This is a genomic window from Pantoea hericii (genome assembly GCF_014155795.1).
GTDB lineage: Bacteria > Pseudomonadota > Gammaproteobacteria > Enterobacterales > Enterobacteriaceae > Pantoea > Pantoea eucalypti.
In genome coordinates, this window is the sequence record NZ_SCKV01000002.1 from 568,374 (window position 1) to 586,923 (window position 18,550).

Annotated in this window: 17 protein-coding genes; 9 read left to right on the forward strand and 8 right to left on the reverse strand. The window is 52.9% G+C overall.

Features of this window, described 5'->3' with window-relative positions; genetic code table 11:
* Window positions 1-219: 219 nt before the first annotated feature.
* The 4 genes from H7K52_RS06310 to H7K52_RS06325 all read left to right on the forward strand — a co-directional run bounded on the left by H7K52_RS06310 (window position 220) and on the right by H7K52_RS06325 (window position 5,421).
* Window positions 220-1,947 (forward strand): potassium/proton antiporter, encoded by a 1,728-nt coding sequence (locus H7K52_RS06310; RefSeq protein ID WP_003852737.1) that lies wholly within the window; start codon window positions 220-222, stop codon window positions 1,945-1,947.
* Between the two features lie 78 nt (window positions 1,948-2,025).
* Entirely contained in the window at window positions 2,026-2,259 is a 234-nt protein-coding gene (locus tag H7K52_RS06315) for a DUF1480 family protein (protein ID WP_003852736.1), read from the forward strand.
* A 376-nt stretch (window positions 2,260-2,635) separates the two neighbouring features.
* The gene (gene wbaP / locus H7K52_RS06320) at window positions 2,636-4,102 is read left to right on the forward strand and encodes an undecaprenyl-phosphate galactose phosphotransferase WbaP (protein WP_182629833.1); all 1,467 of its coding nucleotides are present in this window, start codon (window positions 2,636-2,638) and stop codon (window positions 4,100-4,102) included.
* A gap of 125 nt (window positions 4,103-4,227) precedes the next feature.
* On the forward strand, window positions 4,228-5,421 hold the full coding sequence (locus H7K52_RS06325) for a multidrug effflux MFS transporter (RefSeq protein ID WP_008925308.1): 1,194 nt from the start codon (window positions 4,228-4,230) through the stop codon (window positions 5,419-5,421).
* Here the strand turns inward: H7K52_RS06325 and dadX are convergent.
* Together dadX and H7K52_RS06335 are read right to left on the reverse strand one after the other, a co-directional pair.
* Complete coding sequence (gene dadX / locus H7K52_RS06330) at window positions 5,414-6,484, reverse strand: catabolic alanine racemase DadX (protein ID WP_182629834.1); 1,071 nt, start codon at window positions 6,482-6,484, stop codon at window positions 5,414-5,416. The genes H7K52_RS06325 and dadX overlap by 8 nt on opposite strands.
* A 19-nt stretch (window positions 6,485-6,503) precedes the next feature.
* Entirely contained in the window at window positions 6,504-7,805 is a 1,302-nt protein-coding gene (locus tag H7K52_RS06335; protein ID WP_033762787.1) for a D-amino acid dehydrogenase, read from the reverse strand.
* A gap of 504 nt (window positions 7,806-8,309) precedes the next feature.
* Here H7K52_RS06335 and H7K52_RS06340 point away from each other — a divergent pair.
* On the forward strand, window positions 8,310-9,845 hold the full coding sequence (locus H7K52_RS06340; protein ID WP_003852729.1) for a SpoVR family protein: 1,536 nt from the start codon (window positions 8,310-8,312) through the stop codon (window positions 9,843-9,845).
* 59 nt (window positions 9,846-9,904) lie between these two features.
* Here the strand turns inward: H7K52_RS06340 and fadR are convergent, their stop codons facing one another.
* Entirely contained in the window at window positions 9,905-10,624 is a 720-nt protein-coding gene (fadR, locus tag H7K52_RS06345) for a fatty acid metabolism transcriptional regulator FadR (protein ID WP_182629835.1), read from the reverse strand.
* 470 nt (window positions 10,625-11,094) lie between these two features.
* Between fadR and dsbB the strand changes: the two genes are divergently transcribed.
* Window positions 11,095-11,625: a disulfide bond formation protein DsbB gene (dsbB, locus tag H7K52_RS06350; RefSeq protein ID WP_008925312.1), complete on the forward strand. Its 531-nt coding sequence runs from the start codon at window positions 11,095-11,097 to the stop codon at window positions 11,623-11,625.
* 58 nt (window positions 11,626-11,683) lie between these two features.
* Here the strand turns inward: dsbB and H7K52_RS06355 are convergent, their stop codons facing one another.
* The 3 genes from H7K52_RS06355 to H7K52_RS06365 form a co-directional block, all read right to left on the reverse strand.
* Complete coding sequence (locus H7K52_RS06355; RefSeq protein ID WP_003852723.1) at window positions 11,684-12,130, reverse strand: YcgN family cysteine cluster protein; 447 nt, start codon at window positions 12,128-12,130, stop codon at window positions 11,684-11,686.
* A 65-nt stretch (window positions 12,131-12,195) separates the two neighbouring features.
* Window positions 12,196-12,855, reverse strand: coding sequence for a fumarylacetoacetate hydrolase family protein (locus H7K52_RS06360; protein ID WP_003852721.1), 660 nt, complete (start codon window positions 12,853-12,855; stop codon window positions 12,196-12,198).
* Window positions 12,856-13,170: 315 nt separating this feature from the next.
* Window positions 13,171-13,446 carry a YcgL domain-containing protein gene (locus H7K52_RS06365; protein ID WP_003852719.1) on the reverse strand — a complete coding sequence of 92 codons (276 nt, stop codon included), beginning with the start codon at window positions 13,444-13,446 and terminating at the stop codon, window positions 13,171-13,173.
* 155 nt (window positions 13,447-13,601) lie between these two features.
* Between H7K52_RS06365 and minC the strand changes: the two genes are divergently transcribed.
* The 3 genes from minC to minE are packed head-to-tail and all read left to right on the forward strand — an operon-like array spanning window position 13,602 to window position 15,434.
* Entirely contained in the window at window positions 13,602-14,315 is a 714-nt protein-coding gene (minC, locus tag H7K52_RS06370) for a septum site-determining protein MinC (RefSeq protein WP_008925313.1), read from the forward strand.
* A 33-nt stretch (window positions 14,316-14,348) separates the two neighbouring features.
* Window positions 14,349-15,161, forward strand: a complete 813-nt coding sequence (gene minD / locus H7K52_RS06375; protein ID WP_003852716.1) for a septum site-determining protein MinD — start codon at window positions 14,349-14,351, stop codon at window positions 15,159-15,161.
* A 3-nt stretch (window positions 15,162-15,164) separates the two neighbouring features.
* Window positions 15,165-15,434: a cell division topological specificity factor MinE gene (gene minE / locus H7K52_RS06380; protein ID WP_008925314.1), complete on the forward strand. Its 270-nt coding sequence runs from the start codon at window positions 15,165-15,167 to the stop codon at window positions 15,432-15,434.
* Between the two features lie 53 nt (window positions 15,435-15,487).
* Here the strand turns inward: minE and rnd are convergent, their stop codons facing one another.
* A complete protein-coding gene (gene rnd / locus H7K52_RS06385; RefSeq protein ID WP_182629836.1) occupies window positions 15,488-16,609 on the reverse strand; it encodes a ribonuclease D in 1,122 nt (373 codons plus the stop codon).
* Window positions 16,610-16,706: 97 nt separating this feature from the next.
* Window positions 16,707-18,383 (reverse strand): long-chain-fatty-acid--CoA ligase FadD, encoded by a 1,677-nt coding sequence (fadD, locus tag H7K52_RS06390; protein ID WP_152333562.1) that lies wholly within the window; start codon window positions 18,381-18,383, stop codon window positions 16,707-16,709.
* Window positions 18,384-18,550 lie beyond the last annotated feature (167 nt).

An 18,550-nucleotide genomic window follows, 5' to 3' on the forward strand; every position in this document is an offset into this window, starting at 1 on the left:
TTTATCTGCCGAATAACCTGCTAAAACAGTCTGTTTTCTCCCGCTTGCCTGCCAACCCCCTCATTCTTCACATTAATCTGATTCCATACCCTCTTCAGCAATTGGTATAATGATCATTTTCACAATGACAACTCCTTGATAAAACATTATCTTTCAGAGATAGCATGGATATTTGTCAGCAGTTGCTGCAGCGCACTGTCATATCTCAGGAGACCGGGTTTGAACCACACTATTGTCTACAGTCTTTTTATCATCGGTTCCGTGCTGGTAGCATCGAGCATTCTGCTCAGCTCTTTCTCATCCCGACTGGGCATTCCTATTCTGGTTATCTTCCTCGCACTGGGTATGCTCACCGGTGTTGATGGTATCGGCGGCATCGCTTTCGATAACTATCCCGCGGCTTACTTAATTTCTAACCTGGCGCTGGCGATCATCCTGCTGGATGGCGGTATGCGAACCAAAGCCAGCTCGTTTAAAGTCGCGCTCGGGCCTGCGCTGTCGCTGGCCACCGTCGGCGTGATGATCACCGCAGGTTTAACGGGCGTCGTGGCCGCATGGCTCTTTAACCTCGACATGATGCAGGGCTTCCTGATTGGCGCCATTATTGGCTCTACGGATGCTGCTGCGGTCTTCTCACTGCTGGGTGACAAAGGCCTGAATGAGCGCGTCAGCTCCACGCTGGAGATTGAATCGGGCAGCAACGACCCGATGGCCGTGTTTCTCACCATTACCCTGATTGAAATGATTGAACAGGGCCGCAGCGGCCTTGACTGGATGTTCCTGGTGCATCTGGTACAGCAGTTCGGTCTGGGTATCGTATTAGGCCTGGGCGGCGGCTGGGCGCTGCAGCAACTGATAAACCGTATCAGTCTGGCTCCTGGCCTTTACCCGTTGCTGGCGTTGAGTGGCGGCATTCTGGTGTTCGCGCTGACCACGGTATTAGAGGGCAGCGGTATTCTGGCGGTCTATCTCTGTGGCTTCTTACTGGGCAACCGCCCGATTCGTAACCGCCACGGCATTCTGCAGACCTTTGACGGTATGGCCTGGCTCAGTCAGATTGGCATGTTCATTGTGCTGGGCCTGCTGGTCACACCCTCTGATTTGTGGCACATCGCGGTGCCAGCCATGCTTCTTTCGCTGTGGCTCATTCTGGTGGCACGTCCGCTGTCGGTCTTTATTGGCCTGCTGCCATTTCGCAACTTCACGACCCGTGAACGGGTCTTTATCAGCTGGGTCGGCTTACGTGGTGCGGTACCGATTATTCTTGCGGTCTTCCCGATGATGGCAGGCTTAGAGAACGCTTCGCTCTATTTTAATATCGCTTTCTTCGTGGTGCTGGTCTCCCTGATGCTGCAGGGTACATCACTGGGCTTTGCTGCCAAAAAAGCCAAAGTGGTGGTGCCGCCAACCGCTTCACCTATCAGCCGTGTGGGTCTGGATATTCATCCGGAAAATCCCTGGGAGCAGTTCGTCTACCAGCTCAGCGCCGACAAGTGGTGTGTCGGTGCCGCACTGCGTGACCTGCAGATGCCACGAGAGACGCGTATCGCCGCCCTTTTCCGTGACAATGTGCTGATGCATCCCAATGGCGGGACGCGTCTGAAAGAGAACGACGTTATCTGCGTCATTGGCCGCGAGCGCGATCTTCCCGCGCTGGGCAAGATGTTCAGTCAGTCACCGCCGGTTTCGCTCGACCAGCGCTTCTTCGGCGACTTTATTCTGGATGCAGAAGCTCGCCTGCGCGATGTTGCGCAGATTTACGGACTGGAACTGGATGAGAGCACGAATGATCAGCAGTCACTGGGACAGCTGGTTCTGGCTATGCTCGGCGGTTCACCGGTGGTCGGCGATCAGGTGGAGTGGAATCAACTGACATGGACTGTTGCTGAGAAAGAGGATAACCGTATTGTGAAAATTGGTGTCCGGCCAGCGGAAGAGAAGGAATAATCCTAATGATTCAGCCACGTTATTTTCTCTCAATACGCTAAGCTTAACGTTCTACGCCAGTAAAAACGGGAGAAATGAATGGGACACGTGGTTAAAATTGGTCGTTATGAGATTGTTGATGCCGATCTTGGCGGTGAGAATCCGGACACTGTCAGTATCCCCTGTCACACTAATCCCGGTTTAATTACGCAACTTGATGGCTGGGATCGTGATACCAGCGTCCCGGCCTGGATTGACGGTGAACCGGTGAATCTGCAAATCGGCCATTACGATAAACAGCAGGACCGCTGGATTTTAAAGAAACCTGCCTGATGCGCGATCATTACCGCCAGTCGTCAGATTCGGCGGTAATTCCTAAAAAGCGTCTTAAACAGTTTAGTTATAACTGACCCCTTCCTTATTTTATCTAATTAAATCCACAAGTTAGCTATTTAAAACTTTAATCAGTTTTGATGTTTTCAGATTTTTTCCGTATTAACTCTGTCAAATAACTCCTGCATACTCATTCTCGATGCTGCAACATTCCGTGATTATCATCACGCTTTAATCGTTATCTTTTTTGCAGCTGAACTGGCTTTACTGACTGCAACAGACTGAAAATTATTTTTTAATTTTTCAGAGGCCCACTCCTGAGCGCGCACCTGATTCTGGTCAGGCCATCTTTTACTTGAGAAAGAGAGCAGGTTTTATGGCAAGTACATTGATAATGAATAGCCCGAGCCGCTCATGGAGCGGCACGCGTAAAAATATCATCGTGAAATTCGCCCTGAGCTTTTCCGATCTGATTGCACTTAACCTGGCACTGTTTTTATCTGCCGCGACGATACAAGGTATTTGGGGCGAGCTGGATACCTTTATTCCACCGCACCAGATCGAATATCGTTTCGTGGCACAGTTTATTATGTCAGTAATGTGTACCGGCTGGTTCTGGGTACGTCTGCGTCACTATACTTATCGCAAACCGTTCTGGTTTGAGCTTAAAGAGATCGTTAAAACATTATTTGTTTTTTCACTGCTCGACCTCGCACTGATCGCTTTTTCTAAATGGGACTTCTCCCGCATGGTGTGGGTCTTCAGCTGGACATATGCCCTGCTGCTGCTCCCACTGATGCGTGCTCTGGTGAAACGCGCCATCAACAAGGCGGGCCAGTGGCAGAAAGAGACCATCATTATCGGTTCCGGCCGCAATGCCACCGAAGCTTATGCGGCGCTGCAGAGTGAAGAGATCCTGGGCTACAACGTGCAGGCCTTTATCTCGGTTGATGATGTTCCTGCCCAGCAGAGCGTGAATGGCGTGCCCGTTATCACCTGGAAAGACATTAACTGGCAGACCATTGACCGCGATAACGTGCAGTTTATTGTTGCCATGGAGTATGAGCAGCAGCCAATGCGCGATCGCTGGCTGAAATTCCTGTCGAAGATGAACTGCCGTTCAGTCTCAGTGATCCCTACGCTGCGCGGTGTACCGCTTTATGGTACGGACATGTCCTTTATCTTTAGCCATGAAGTGATGATCCTGCGCGTCAGCAACAACCTGGCGAAACACTCCTCCCGTTTCATGAAGCGTGCCTTTGACATCGTGGTGGCGTCAATGCTGCTGCTGTTCCTTAGCCCGATCTTCGCCCTGCTCTGCTACATGGTGAAACGCGATGGCGGCAATGCAATTTATGGTCACGAACGTGTGGGCCAGAATGGCAAAAAATTCAAATGCCTGAAATTCCGTTCCATGGTGACCAATTCAAAAGAGGTGCTGGAGAAATTACTGGCAACCAGTGAAGAGGCGCGGATTGAGTGGGACAAAGATTTCAAACTGAAAAACGACCCGCGCGTGACCCGTATTGGTAGCTTCCTGCGAAAAACCAGTCTGGATGAGTTACCGCAGTTATGGAACGTGTTCCGCGGCGAGATGAGCCTGGTGGGTCCGCGTCCGGTTATCGAAGCGGAGCTGGAGCGTTATGCGGGTGATGTGGACTATTACCTGATGGCCAAACCCGGCATGACAGGTCTTTGGCAGGTCAGCGGACGTAACGATATCGACTATGACACTCGCGTCTACTTTGACTCATGGTATGTCAAAAACTGGGCGCTCTGGACCGATATCGCGATCCTGTTTAAAACCGCAGGGGTGGTATTACGCCGCGACGGCGCCTACTAGGCCTTTAATGCGATGCCTGTTTACAGCAGGCATCGCACTTTCCGCACGACTTCCTCTATCTTTTTTGCCTCTGAATCATTACCCTCTTCGATCGTTTTTCAACAGAACGTTACCCTCTGGTTGTTATGCAAAAATTTACGCTGCTGTTATTAAGCCTGGTGCTGCTGGCACCCTTAGGCATTGATCTCTATTTGCCCACGCTGCCACAAATCGCAGAAGGGCTGGATACGCCGGTTAATCTGGTTCAGACCACGATTCCGCTGTTTCTGCTGGTCATGGGGCTGGGACAACTGGTCACGGGTCCGCTGGTGGACAACTATGGCCGCAAGCCGATTGCCCTGCTGGGACTTGCACTTTACATCGCCGGCAGTGCTATCGCTGCCACGGCGACGTCATTCCCTCTGTTCGTCGTTGCTCGTCTGGTGCAGGGCTGTGGCGTCTGTTGTAGCGCCGTTGTCGCCTTTAGCGGCGTGCGCGACCGCCTGAGTGGCGATGATGCCGCACGCGCCTATGGATTCCTGAACGGCGCACTGAATATCGTTCCGGCACTCGCTCCGTTACTGGGTGGCCTGCTGGCCAGCGCCTTTGACTGGCGCGCGCCCTTCTGGTTCCTCTGCGCCTATGGTCTGCTGATTACGCTGCTGGTGATTATCTGGCTGCCCGAGACGCGCCCGGCAGATACCCTGCGGGTGAAAGGATTACCGGTTAAGCAGTACGCTGAAATCCTGCGTCAGCCGCGTTTTCTGGCGTTCGCTTTTGCCAATGCCGGTGCGCTGGGCATGGTGCTGACCTACGTGTCACTGGCACCACAGGTATTAATGACCGAAGGCGGCCTGACGCCGATCCAGTTCTCGTTTGCTTTCGGGGCCAACGGTTTCTGGATTATGTTTGTCAGCATGTTTGTGAATAAAGCGATTCGCAAAGCGGGTCGCCCTTTCTGTCTGGCAATGGGTTTTTTAACGATGCTGCTGGGGGCGGTACTACTGATGGCGGGAACGCAGATATTTCCGGCGGAAATGCAAACACACTGGGCGCTCTACATGTTCCCGGTGGCGGTATCGGTTGCCGGACTGGCCTTTACGGTAGGACCCGCCACCAGCTATGCGCTGGAGCCGTATCAGCAACAGGCAGGCGTGGCGTCCGCCCTGCAGGGATTTATTCAGATGGCTGGTGGTGCAGCAGGCAGCCTGGTAATCGTTGCGCTGCCGGTGGCGGAGAAGCTCTCGCTGAGCCTGATGATGCTGCTGGGTGCAGCGCTGGCGTTTATCGCCTGGCGCTGCAGCAGAAAGATGCGCGGCAGCCTGACCGCGCTTAAATAACGGTGACCGGAACGCGGGGTGCCAGGGCGCACATCAGCTCATACCCTACCGTTCCGGCTGCTTTTGCGACCTGATCGATTTTCACCTGCTCACCCCACAGCTCAACGGCTGAGCCAATGCCAGCCTGAGGGCAAGGCGTTAAGTCCACGGTAATCATATCCATGGAGACGGCTCCCACCACCTGCGTCATTACACCATCGACGCAGACCGGCGTGCCGGTTGGGGCATGACGCGGATAGCCATCAGCGTAACCGCAGGCCACCACGCCAATCCGCTGCGCCGTGCTGGCATGATAGCGATAGCCGTAACCCACGCCATCGCCAGCCTGTAATTGCTGAACCGCGATAATCTCACTGCTTAAGGTCATCACCGGCTGCAGGCCACTGCCTGCAATGTCCTGCCAGTTACCGCTGGGCGATGCGCCATACAGAATGATGCCAGGACGAACCCAGTCAAAATGCGCTTCAGTATGCCATAAGGTGCAGGCGGAGTTAGAGAGCGATCGCGGGCAGCTCAACCCTTCTGCCGCCTGCTCAATGCGCTGCAGCGGTGCAACTAAACCCTGCGGATTTTCAGCATCGGCGAAATGCGCCATCAGCGTCATCTCACCGACATTGCTCAGCGCCCGCAGTTTCTGCCACGCGCCGTTGACCTGCTCCGGGCGAAAGCCCAGACGATTCATCCCGCTGTTCATTTTGAGATAAATATCAACCGGGGCAGAGAGTTGGGCACTGGCCAGTGCTTTGATTTGCCAGTTGCTGTGCACACTGGTAGTCAGACGATAGCGATCGATTAACTGCAAATCTTCTGGCTGGAAAAATCCCTCCAGTAACAGAATCGGTTTTTTCCAGCCCTGCTCACGCAGCTGAATCGCCTCCTCCATATTAAGCAGTGCGAAGCCGTCAGTGGCAGATAACGCCTCGCGGACGCGTTCAATACCATGGCCGTAAGCATTCGCTTTCACCACTGACCAGACGCGGGATGCAGGTGCCGCCTGGCGAACGACCGCCAGGTTCTGACGTAACGCCTGCTGATTGATGGTAGCGATAATCGGACGTGACATCCTCTCTCTCCCTGAAGACTTAACGAGTTGCGTTGGCGTTACGCAGCGGCGATGACGTCGCCGCGAAACCGGGTAAGTAGCGGAACACCGCTAAGTCATCCGCCGCAATGGCAGGCTTTTTACCGGAGATGAGATCGGCCAGCAGCTGACCAGAACCACACGCCATCGTCCAGCCCAGCGTACCGTGACCGGTATTGAGCCAGAGATTAGAAATTGGCGTGGCACCCACAATCGGCGTACCGTCTGGCGTCATCGGACGCAGCCCGGTCCAGAAACTCGCCTGCGCGACATGACCGCCTTCAGGATAGAGATCACTGACGACCATCTCCAGCGTTTCCCGACGTGCTTCAGTGAGTCTGGTGTTAAAACCAACAATCTCTGCCATGCCACCCACACGAATACGATCGTCAAAACGGGTCACCGCCACTTTGTAAGTCTCATCCAGAATGGTCGAAACCGGCGCAGCGTCAGGGTTTTTAATCGGAATGGTCAGAGAGTAGCCTTTTAGCGGATAGACCGGGATATCAATGACATTTTTTAACAGCGCGGTGGAGTAAGAACCAAAGGCCACCACATAACTATCCGCCTTGATGATCTCCTCACCACACTTCACACCATAAATACGATTGCCATCGCGCAGCAGGTGGTCAACCGGGGTGTTAAAGCGGAAAACGACGCCCGCCTCTTCGGCCATTTTTGCCAGACGCTGAGTGAAAAGCTGACAGTCACCGGTTTCATCGTTGGGCAGCCGTAATCCGCCAGTGAGTTTATGCTGCGTTGCCGCCAGAGCTGGCTCAACGCGTGACAGTTCATGCGCCTCTAACAGCTCATAGGGCACGCCCGCGTCGCGCAGCACGGCAATATCTTTGCTGGCGCTGTCAAACTGCTGTTGAGTGCGGAACAATTGTAATGTTCCACCCTGACGACCTTCATAGGCGATGCCGGTCTCAGAACGCAGCGCTTTCATGCAGTCGCGACTGTACTCGGCAATCCGTACCATGCGGCTTTTGTTCTGCTGATAGTGGTTGATGTCGCAGTTACGCAGCATGCGCCACATCCACTCCAGCTGAAAACTGCTGCCATCCAGCCGGATAGCCAGCGGCGCGTGGCGCTGAAACATCCACTTCACGGCTTTCAATGGCACGCCTGGCGCGGCCCAGGGTGCGGCATAACCGGGTGAGATCTGACCGGCATTACCCGCGCTGGTCTCCATCGCCGCCGCGGGTTGACGATCGATGACGGTCACCTGATGTCCGGCGCGCGCCAGATACCAGGCGCTTGCCACTCCCACCACACCACTTCCAAGAATTACAACGTGCATAGCTCCCCCACCCGGCATGTAAAAGCATAATTCACTGTTAAGAAGATGATAGTCAGCGGATTTACACAGCGGACATCACCCCATAAATTCAGCATCCATTTCACATCTTTTTCACTTTTCAGGTAACTAAAATCTTGCTGCCCGGCTAATTTCAGCGCTTTATGCGCCTTAATCACGAAAGACAGAAATAAATGACAACAGTGGCAGTTAAATCTGCGCATTGCAGGAGAATCCTTCAACCCCATACATTCCGCTTATAAACAGGATGATATTCCGCATTTTAAATTAATAGTCGCATCAAAGGCTGTTAAATTCTCTGCTGCAACACTCTTAATGATTTTGTGCCAAAGAATTCATTTGAGTTCGCATTTCGGATAAGCGACAGTGGGCTATCATTGTTGTGTTCGCTCAGTTTTTTTCGGGTTCCCTTTTTCAGGACGAAGCCTTAAATAACCAGAACGGGTTGTCTTTCGGGTCAGCCGGTTTGCAAAAAAGAGGTGCGCTATGACGACAATCTTTGACGAAGCCATCAGAGACAGCAAACGACTCAATGACGGACCAGACTGGACATTCGAACTGCTTGATGTCTATTTAGCAGAGATCGACCGGGTGGCTAAACTCTACCGGCTTGATACCTACCCGCACCAAATCGAAGTGATCACCTCTGAACAAATGATGGATGCCTATTCCAGCGTCGGCATGCCCATCAACTATTCACACTGGTCATTCGGTAAAAAGTTTATCGAGACCGAGCAGCGTTATAAGCACGGTCAGCAGGGGCTGGCCTATGAGATTGTCATCAACTCGAACCCCTGCATCGCCTACCTGATGGAAGAGAACACCATGACCATGCAGGCGCTGGTGATGGCGCATGCCTGCTATGGTCACAACTCATTCTTCAAAAATAATTATCTGTTCCGCAGCTGGACCGATGCCGGCTCAATTGTCGATTATCTGCTGTTTGCCAAAAACTATATCAGTGACTGCGAAGAGCGCTATGGCGTCGAAGAGGTCGAGCGACTACTCGATTCCTGCCATGCCTTAATGAATTATGGCGTCGATCGCTATAAACGCCCGCAGAAGATCTCCCTGCAGGAGGAGAAGGCGCGCCAGAAAAGTCGTGAAGAGTATCTGCAAAGTCAGGTAAACACCTTGTGGCGCACGCTGCCACGACGTGAGACCGAGGCGGTGGCTTTTGAAGCCGCACGCTACCCTTCTGAGCCGCAGGAAAACCTGCTCTATTTTATGGAAAAAAACGCCCCGCTGCTGGAGTCCTGGCAGCGTGAGATCCTGCGCATCGTGCGCAAGGTAAGCCAGTATTTCTATCCACAGAAACAGACCCAGGTGATGAATGAGGGCTGGGCAACCTTCTGGCACTACACCATCCTGAATCACCTGTATGACGAAGGCAAAGTGTCGGAACGCTTTATGATGGAGTTCCTGCACAGTCACACCAATGTGGTGTTTCAGCCGCCCTATAACAGTCAGTGGTACAACGGTATCAACCCTTACGCCTTAGGGTTTGCGATGATGCAGGACATCAAGCGCATCTGTCAGTCGCCAACGGAAGAGGACCGCTACTGGTTCCCGGATATCGCCGGTTCCGACTGGCTGGAAACACTGCATTTTGCGATGCGTGAGTTCAAGGATGAGAGTTTTATCAGCCAGTTCCTGTCGCCGAAAGTGATGCGCGATTTCCGGCTGTTCACTGTGCTGGATGATGACCGCAATAACTATCTCGAAATCGCCGCGATCCACGATGAAGCGGGTTACCGGGCGATTCGTCAGCAACTTTCCGCACAGTACAACCTGAGTAATCTTGAGCCTAACATTCAGGTTTACAACGTTGATGTGCGCGGTGACCGTTCGCTGACACTGCGCTATGTGCCGCAGAGCCGCACGCCGCTGGATAAGAGCCGTCGCGAGGTGCTGAAGCATGTGCATCGCCTGTGGGGGTTCGATGTGATTCTGGAACAGCAGAATGAGGATGGCAGTGTGGAGCTGCTGGACCGCAATCCGCCACGCGGTTCTTCACTTTGAGGGTTCAGTTGAAGGTGACGGCTTAGAAACAAAAAACCGGACGCGATGTCCGGTTTTTTTTAACGTTTGTTGCCGAGATCGTCAGGCAAGTTTTTCTGCATGCTGTGCCAGATTTCACCGCTGCGGCGACCATAGTTGCGCACCACATCCACAATCTCATCCTGTCCTGGTTCTTTATCGCACAGCGCCAGAAGCTTAAGATAGAAATCGCGCGCGACCTGGCGAGCTTCCGGGTTAGAGAAGTAGTGACGACCAACGCGAGTATAGAGGCCTTTCAGGCCATTCAGAATCAAACCATAAATCGGGTTACCTGACGCAAATGCCAGGCCACGGAACACCCGATAATCAAGTTCGGTATAGGCATCAGCCTGATCGGCTGCGGCACTGACTGTCTCCAGCACTTCACGGGCTTTATCAGGATGATGGCGCAGCGCACGGCTGATAAAAATCGATGAAATGTTGCTGCGGACAGACAGCAGGTTGTCGATTAACACGGGAACGCTGTCGTGATCGAGACGGGCCAGGGTTTCCAGAATATTGAGGCCGGAGGTCTCCCAGAAATCGTTTACCCGTGTCGGTTTGCCATGCTGAATCGTCAGCCAGCCATCGCGTGCCAGTCGCTGCAGCACCTCACGCAAGGTAGTGCGCGTTACCCCAATCAATTCAGAAAGCTCACGCTCAGCAGGAAGAATCGATCCGGGCGGAAAGCGACTGTTCCAGATGCTTTCAATAATATACTCTTCATCAAATCCCGCTGGACTCTGAGCCTTTATAACCATAGCAATGTGTTCTCGTTGCTTTTCTCATCATGATGGGGACTCATCATACCAGACGCCCTATAGCGGATATAGCCTGCGTACTCATTAAACCGGGCGTAGTCGCATATTTCAGAATGGCTGACAATCTAATCTGCTGCGCAGAGACAACCGTCATCAGAACAGTTTTATGGGCTGAAACAACCTGTGTCCCCGAACAGCATAATGGCGTTCTGAATGCGTGGACTGTTCGCGCAGGATAGTTGCTGCCAGCCGTTTCACTGACTGCCTTATGCGACCCACTCTCTCCGCCTGACTGATTTCAATCGCCGTGCTGATGCGACCTCCGCGGCGATAGCCTCTGCAGATCCTCATTTAACCTGTTCTGGATCAGAATCAGGTCATGTTTGCACACGATTTTTCCTTGCGACTGGCTGGTTTGCAAACGCTTTTGGTTTACACTGCGTGGCATTAACGTTTACAGGGAATGCAATATGTTGCGATATCTGAATCAATGTTCACGGGGGCGTGGAGCCTGGTTATTACTGGCACTGACGGCGCTTGCACTGGAATTGACGGCACTCTTTTTTCAGCATGTGATGGGCCTGAAGCCCTGCGTAATGTGTATCTATGAGCGTAATGCCCTGTTTGGTGTGCTGGGTGCGGGTCTGGTGGGCGCAATTGCGCCTAAATCGCCGTTGCGTCTGGGCGCGCTGGCCTTGTGGATCTACAGTGCCTGGGAAGGACTGCGTCTCTCCTATGAACATACGATGATTCAGTTGCACCCTAACCCCTTCACCACCTGTGATTTCGCCGCACGCTTCCCCAGCGGATTACCGCTGGATAAGTGGATGCCATCCGTGTTTCAGGCTACCGGTGATTGCGCTGATCGCAGCTGGACGTTCCTGACGCTCAGCATGCCACAGTGGATGATTGTGGTATTCGCCGGTTATCTGCTGGTTGCGGCGCTGGTACTGATTACCCAGCCACTAAAACCAAAACGTCGCGATCTCTTTAGTCGCTGAGATCAGGAAAGGCTGCCAATGGCAGCCTTTTTTTCATATCCCGACTCACGCGACGCGTTTAGCCGTTGCGATCGGGGCGATCGATAATGTGATCTTCCCAATCCCGCACTTCACTCTCGCGCACGGCAATATACCTTACAGAAATACGCTTCGCGTGCATGGCGGTTTTAGAACCGGCTCGCAGCGGATGCCAGGCGGGGAGATCTTTACCTTCACCCAGCAACCGGTATGCACAGGTACGCGGTAACCAGTTAAACGTGGTCAGATTTTCGCGCGTTAACTTGATGCAATCCTCTTCAAGTTCGAAGCGGCGCTCATAGTTGCGGCACTGGCAGGTTTTAATATTGAGCTGATTACAGGCGACATTGGTGAAGTAGATCTCATCGGTGTCTGCGTCCTGTAACTTGTTCAGGCAACACTGTCCACAACCATCACACAAGGATTCCCATTCCTCATCGCTCATTTGTGCCAGGCGTTTTTGTTGCCAGAAAGGGGTGTCTGTCATGATGATTTGTCCGGGTTGTGCCTAAACCGCACCTTATAAAGCCTATGCTGCGGTGATGCAAGTTTTTAGAGTACGCGCGTGCTGATGCCGTGACCCGCCAGGGAGACTTCCAGCTGATCACCCGAGCGCATCGGGCCCACCCCTTCTGGCGTACCGGTCAGAATCACGTCACCGGCGCGCAGGGTAAAGTAGTGGCTCATGTGGGCAATCAGCGGCAGGATTTTATGAATCATATCTTCGGTGTTACCGTGCTGCCGCACTTCACCATTCACCACCAGTTTCAGTTCGACATTCTGCGGATCGCCACTGAAGTCTGACACCGGGATAAAACCGGAAACCGGACAGGCGTTATCAAAACCTTTGGATTTTTCCCAGGGCTGGCCTGCTTTTTTCAGCCCGGACTGCAGATCACGCAATGTCAGGTCCAGCGCCACGCCATAACCTGCAATCGCTTTAGCCACATGTGCCTCCGTCGCCTGCTTCAGCGTCCCGCCAATCAGCACGGCCAGTTCGACCTCGTGATGAACTTCGCCAAATGCGTCGGGAATAGAGAGCGGCTGGCGTAAATCACACAGCGCTGTTTCCGGCTTGATAAAGATCACCGGCTCAGTCGGCGTTGCGCTGCCCATTTCTTTAATGTGTTTTGCGTAATTACTGCCCACGCAAACCACTTTACTGACCGGAAAATCTAACAGAGCGCCTTGCCAGTTACGATGCTGATACATGCTCATCCCCTGTTCAGGTTAGGTGTGATGCCAGCGCTGCTGGCGGGTTGATGTTTGCTTTTGTGTTGATCGAAATGCCAACCTCATGGCGTGATAATAAGATCCTTTTAACGGTCCGGGGGATGGAATTTGTCAAAAAGCGTAAATGGCGGCGCTGGGGTGCTGAATAATCGTACAAATCAGGCGAAAAAAATGAGCAGGAAATTTAGAAACGGGTGAAACAGATAAGCTGCGCCGTTAATTTTACGCAGCGTCGGGCAATATTATCCTGCCAGGATGACGCCGACAGGATTTATATTTACAGAAGAATCTGAGTTAAACTTTTTTATCAGCCTCTAAATGAATTTTTAGCAGACTTTCAATCGGCGGAGGAAGTTGCAAATAATAGCCCTGCTCACTCAATCCCTGCTTAACTTTATTGATATCTGCATTTGCCAATCTGTCGCGGCCCGCCAGCTTTAGCACCATCGCCAACTGCGGCTTGCCAAACCCTTTCAGCAATTCTTCAGGAACGCGCGAGAAATCGTCCTTTTTTTCTACATAGAGATAAGTCTGGTCACGTAACGGGCTTCTGTAGATCACACAAAACATATTTTTTACTCGAATTAACCGGCGTTGAGGCTTGTCTGAATATAGCTGTAACTATAACATGCTTGCAGAACTTCGAATATTCACCGTTAGCGCTTCAGTGATGATTTTATCATCGCCTTGCTAACGGTAGTGAAAACAGGACTGAGTCGGGACAGATGTCGCAAACGCCAATCGAATTCAAAGGTAGCAGTTTCACCCTATCTGTCGTCCATTTGCACCACCATGACCCTGCGGTGATTCGTAAGGCACTTCAGGACAAGATTGATCAGGCTCCGGATTTCCTGAAAAACGCACCGGTTGTACTTAACGTCGCCACATTGAGTGCCGAGGTTAACTGGAAACAGTTGCAGCAGGCGATTCTCGCCACCGGTTTACGTATTGTCGGCGTAAGCGGCTGCAAAAATGACGCACTGAAACGCATGATATCCCGGGCAGGCCTGCCGGTTCTGGCAGAAGGCAAAGAGTCCAGACCGCGTGCAGAAGCGCCACCACCCGTGCCAGTTCCTGAACCGCTGCCGGTGGTCACCGAAACGGTGGCAACGAAAACACGCATCGTGAACACGCCGGTGCGTTCAGGCCAGCAGATTTATGCGCGTGACGCTGATTTGATTATCACCAGCAGCGTCAGCGCCGGCGCCGAACTGGTCGCCGATGGCAACATTCATATTTACGGCATGATGCGCGGTCGCGCACTGGCGGGTGCCAGTGGTGATCGCAATTGCCAGATTTTTTGTACCAACCTGGCCGCCGAGCTGGTCTCGATTGCCGGAGAGTACTGGATCATGGATCAGATCCCGCAAGAATTTTTTGGTAAAGCCGCGCGTCTGTGCCTGCAGGATGGCGCGCTGACTATCCAGACACTTAATTAGGCCCCTTTTCTTTTGTTAAGGAAATCAACATTTATGGCACGCATTATTGTAGTTACATCCGGTAAAGGGGGCGTTGGTAAGACCACGTCAAGCGCGGCCATCGCCACCGGTTTAGCGCAGAAAGGCAAAAAGACGGTCGTGATCGACTTTGATATCGGTCTGCGTAATCTGGATTTGATCATGGGTTGTGAACGCCGCGTGGTTTATGACTTCGTCAACGTTATCCAGGGCGATGCCACGCTGAACCAGGCGCTGATTCGCGACAAACGCACTGAGCAACTCTACATTCTGCCCGCCTCGCAGACCCGTGATAAAGATGCGCTGACTCGCGAAGGTGTTGAAAAAGTTCTGAACGACTTAGCCGCTATGGAATTCGATTTCATCGTCTGCGATTCACCGGCAGGGATTGAAACCGGTGCACTGATGGCGCTCTATTTTGCTGATGAAGCCATTATCACTACGAACCCGGAAGTCTCATCTGTGCGTGACTCCGACCGTATCCTCGGTATTATTTCGTCTAAATCGCGTCGTGCGGAAAACAGTCAGGATCCGGTGAAGGAGCATCTGCTGCTGACCCGCTATAACCCTGGCCGGGTTAACCGTGGCGATATGCTGAGCATGGAAGATGTGCTGGAGATTCTGCGCATTCCTCTGGTTGGCGTGATTCCTGAAGATCAATCGGTGTTACGTGCCTCTAACCAGGGTGAACCGGTGATTCTTGACGGCGAATCTGATGCTGGCAAAGCCTATGCCGATACCGTTGAACGGTTGCTCGGTGAAGTACGCCCCTTCCGCTTTATCGAAGAAGAGAAGAAGGGTTTCCTGAAACGCCTGTTCGGGGGATAAACCATGGCATTACTTGATTTCTTTTTATCCCGGAAGAAGAACACTGCCAACATAGCCAAGGAAAGGCTGCAGATTATCGTGGCAGAACGGAGAAGGGGCGACAGTGAGCCCCATTATCTTCCGCAACTTAAGCGCGACATTCTGGAAGTGATTTGCAGATATGTGAAGATCGATCCAGAAATGGTGACTGTGCAGCTCGATCAGAAAGGTGACGATATCTCGATTCTGGAGCTGAACGTAACGTTGCCGGAAACGGATGAAGTGACTAAATGACGCTGACGGTTTCCTGAATTTCCCCTGCGCTCTGGCAGGGGAAATTTTTACCGTTAACAACCCGCCAGAATTTCCTCAATGCCGGGTTTCAGCAGTTCGCCCCGCCATCCGGTCAGTAACTCCGGTTGACGTCCCTGTGGCTTAAGACCCCAGTGCTGGCTTAATACCTGATTAATCTGACGTCGTGACGCCAGTAATTCCTGACTGAACCCACTCTGCCCGCTGAGCTGCTGCACCAGAGCTTTCATCGCTTTAAACACCTGCTTGTAATCAGGATGGTCGATCAGATTGCCCAGCGGAGCCGGCAGTTCACTTTCATCCAGCGCCTCTGCTTCGGCCACCAGCGCCACCAGCGTTTTACCGTGGAAACGGATTTCATGACCTGACAGTCCCAGATGATCCAGCTCACCCAGTGAACCTGGCATAAAGCGCGCGACTTTCCACAGGTGCTCTTCGCGCACAACAAAGTTAACCGCCATATCCTTTTCACGCGCCAGTTTCAGACGCCAGGCCGCCAGTCGCTGCAACGCGGCCAGTTGACGCGGACGCAATTGCCAGGCATTGGTGATATCCCGCCAGGCTTCATCCGGCGAAAGGCTATCCAGACGACGCTGACAAAGATTGTCGCACTCACTGAGCGCCGCCGCCATGTTGCCGGCCTCTTCAGTGTTGATCATCAGCTGGCGCGCAATCGGCAGCAGATAGTGAACGTCTGCCGCCGCATATTCGCACTGACGCTGGGTCAGAGGGCGTGCCAGCCAGTCGGTGCGTGATTCACTTTTATCGAGTTCGACCTGCGTGAAATGCGCCACCATTGAGGCAAAGCCCCAGGAGAGCGGCTGGCCGGAGAAGGCCGCCAGAATCTGTGTATCGATCATCGGTGTCGGCAGCACGCCGAAACGGTGCAGGAAGACTTCCAGATCTTCACCTCCGGCATGGAGGAATTTGGTGACACGGGTGTCGGTAAGCAACGCAATAAAGGGTGACCAGTCACGGATATTCAGTGGGTCAATCAGCACCAATTGGTGATCGTCGAACAGCTGGATCAGGCCAAGCTGAGGATAGTAAGTACGGGTACGGACAAATTCGGTATCCAGTGCCACCGCCGCCTGCTGGCGCGCTTTCTGACACACGTCTGCCAGTTGATCATCCTGGTCGATAAGGGAATAGTTCACGTCTGATTTCCACCGCAGCTAACAACGCGCGGCGCTCCATGTTAAAAACAATAAAAACGCCGGACATGCCGGCGTTCAACCTCAATTTTGCCCGGATTCAGCTCGCGCCGGGTTTTACCTCGTCACGCAACTCGCGCCGCAGAATCTTGCCGACGTTGGTTTTGGGCAAATCATCACGAAACTCAATGATCTTCGGCACCTTGTAGCCGGTCAACTGACGGCGGCAGTGATCGAGCACGTCTTCTTTGGTCAGTGACGCATCTTTTTTCACGATACAGACTTTTACGGCTTCGCCAGAAAGATCGCTCGGCACACCAATTGCCGCCGCTTCACGCACTTTAGGATGCTGCATCAGCACATCTTCGATTTCATTCGGATAGACATTAAAACCGGAGACCAGAATCATATCTTTTTTGCGGTCAACGATGCGGATAAAGCCTTCCTGATCAACGGTAACAATATCACCGCTGTGGAGCCAGCCATTTTTCAGCACTTCCGCTGTCGCTTCCGGATGCTGCCAGTAGCCCAGCATCACCTGGGGACCTCTGATGCAGAGCTCACCCGGCTCACCTGGCGGCACTTCGTTGCCATCGTCATCCAGAATCCGCACGTCTGTCGAGGGCACCGGCAGGCCGATACTGCCGGTATGACAGCTGATATCATACGGATTGACTGACACCAGCGGCGAACATTCGGTCAGGCCATAGCCTTCCAGCAGATAGTGTCCGGTTAGCTTTTCCCAGCGTTCCGCCACCACTTTCTGCACAGCCATCCCGCCCCCGGCCGAAAGACGCAGCGTTGAGAAATCGAGCTTATTGAACTGCTCATCGTTGAGCAGCGCATTGAACAGCGTGTTCACGCCAGTGATCGCGGTAAACGGAAATTTACCCAGCTCCTTAACGAAGCCAGGAATATCACGCGGATTCGTGATCAGCAGATTCTGACCGCCCAGCTCCAGGAAAAGCAGGCCATTCACTGTTAAAGCGAAAATGTGATAAAGCGGCAGCGCAGTGACGACAAACTCTTTACCGTCGCGCAGCACTTTACCGTAAGTCGCGCGGGTCTGCTCCAGGTTCGCCTGCATGTTGCGATGGGTCAGCATTGCCCCTTTGGCTACGCCGGTCGTGCCGCCGGTGTACTGCAGGAAAGCGAGATCGTCATTTGAGACGGTCGGACGCTGATAATTGAGTGTGGCACCCACGTCCAGAACATGACGAAAGGAGATGGCGCCAGGCAGATGATATTTAGGCACCAGCTTCTTCACATACTTGACGATAAAGTTAACCAGCGTCGCTTTTATGGGTGCCAGCTGATCGCCCATCCGCGTCAGAATGACATGACGCACCGCGGTTTCCGCCACCACTTTTTCCAGCGTGTGGGCAAAATTCGAGACGATGACGATGGCGCTGGCACCGCTGTCATTGAGCTGATGCCTGAGTTCACGTGGCGTATAGAGCGGGTTAACGTTGACCACCACCATGCCAGCGCGCAGCACACCAATCAGGGCCACCGGATACTGCAATAAGTTAGGCATCATCAGGGCCACGCGGTCACCCGCTTTCAGGCCCAGTTGCTGCTGGAGATAGGCGGCAAACGCGCGGCTCTTCTCCTCCAGCTGACGGTAACTCATCTTCTGACCCATGTTTATAAACGCGGGTTGATCAGCGTAGCGTTTTACGGCCTGCTCAAACAGATCCACCAGCGAGGTGTAACGATCTGCACTTATTTCGGCAGGCACATCTGCCGGGTAGCGTTTCAGCCAAACCTTATTCAAGGATTCACCCCGATAATTATGTTGTATTTCCATCGCTGCCTCAGCCAATCTGTTTTGTTAACAATATTTTAACTGATTGTACCAGTTTGCCTGGTTTGGCATGTTGAGGTTGCGAAGTGCATCACTAAATTTCGTGCAGCGAAAACAGGCAAATAAAAAGCCCGGCA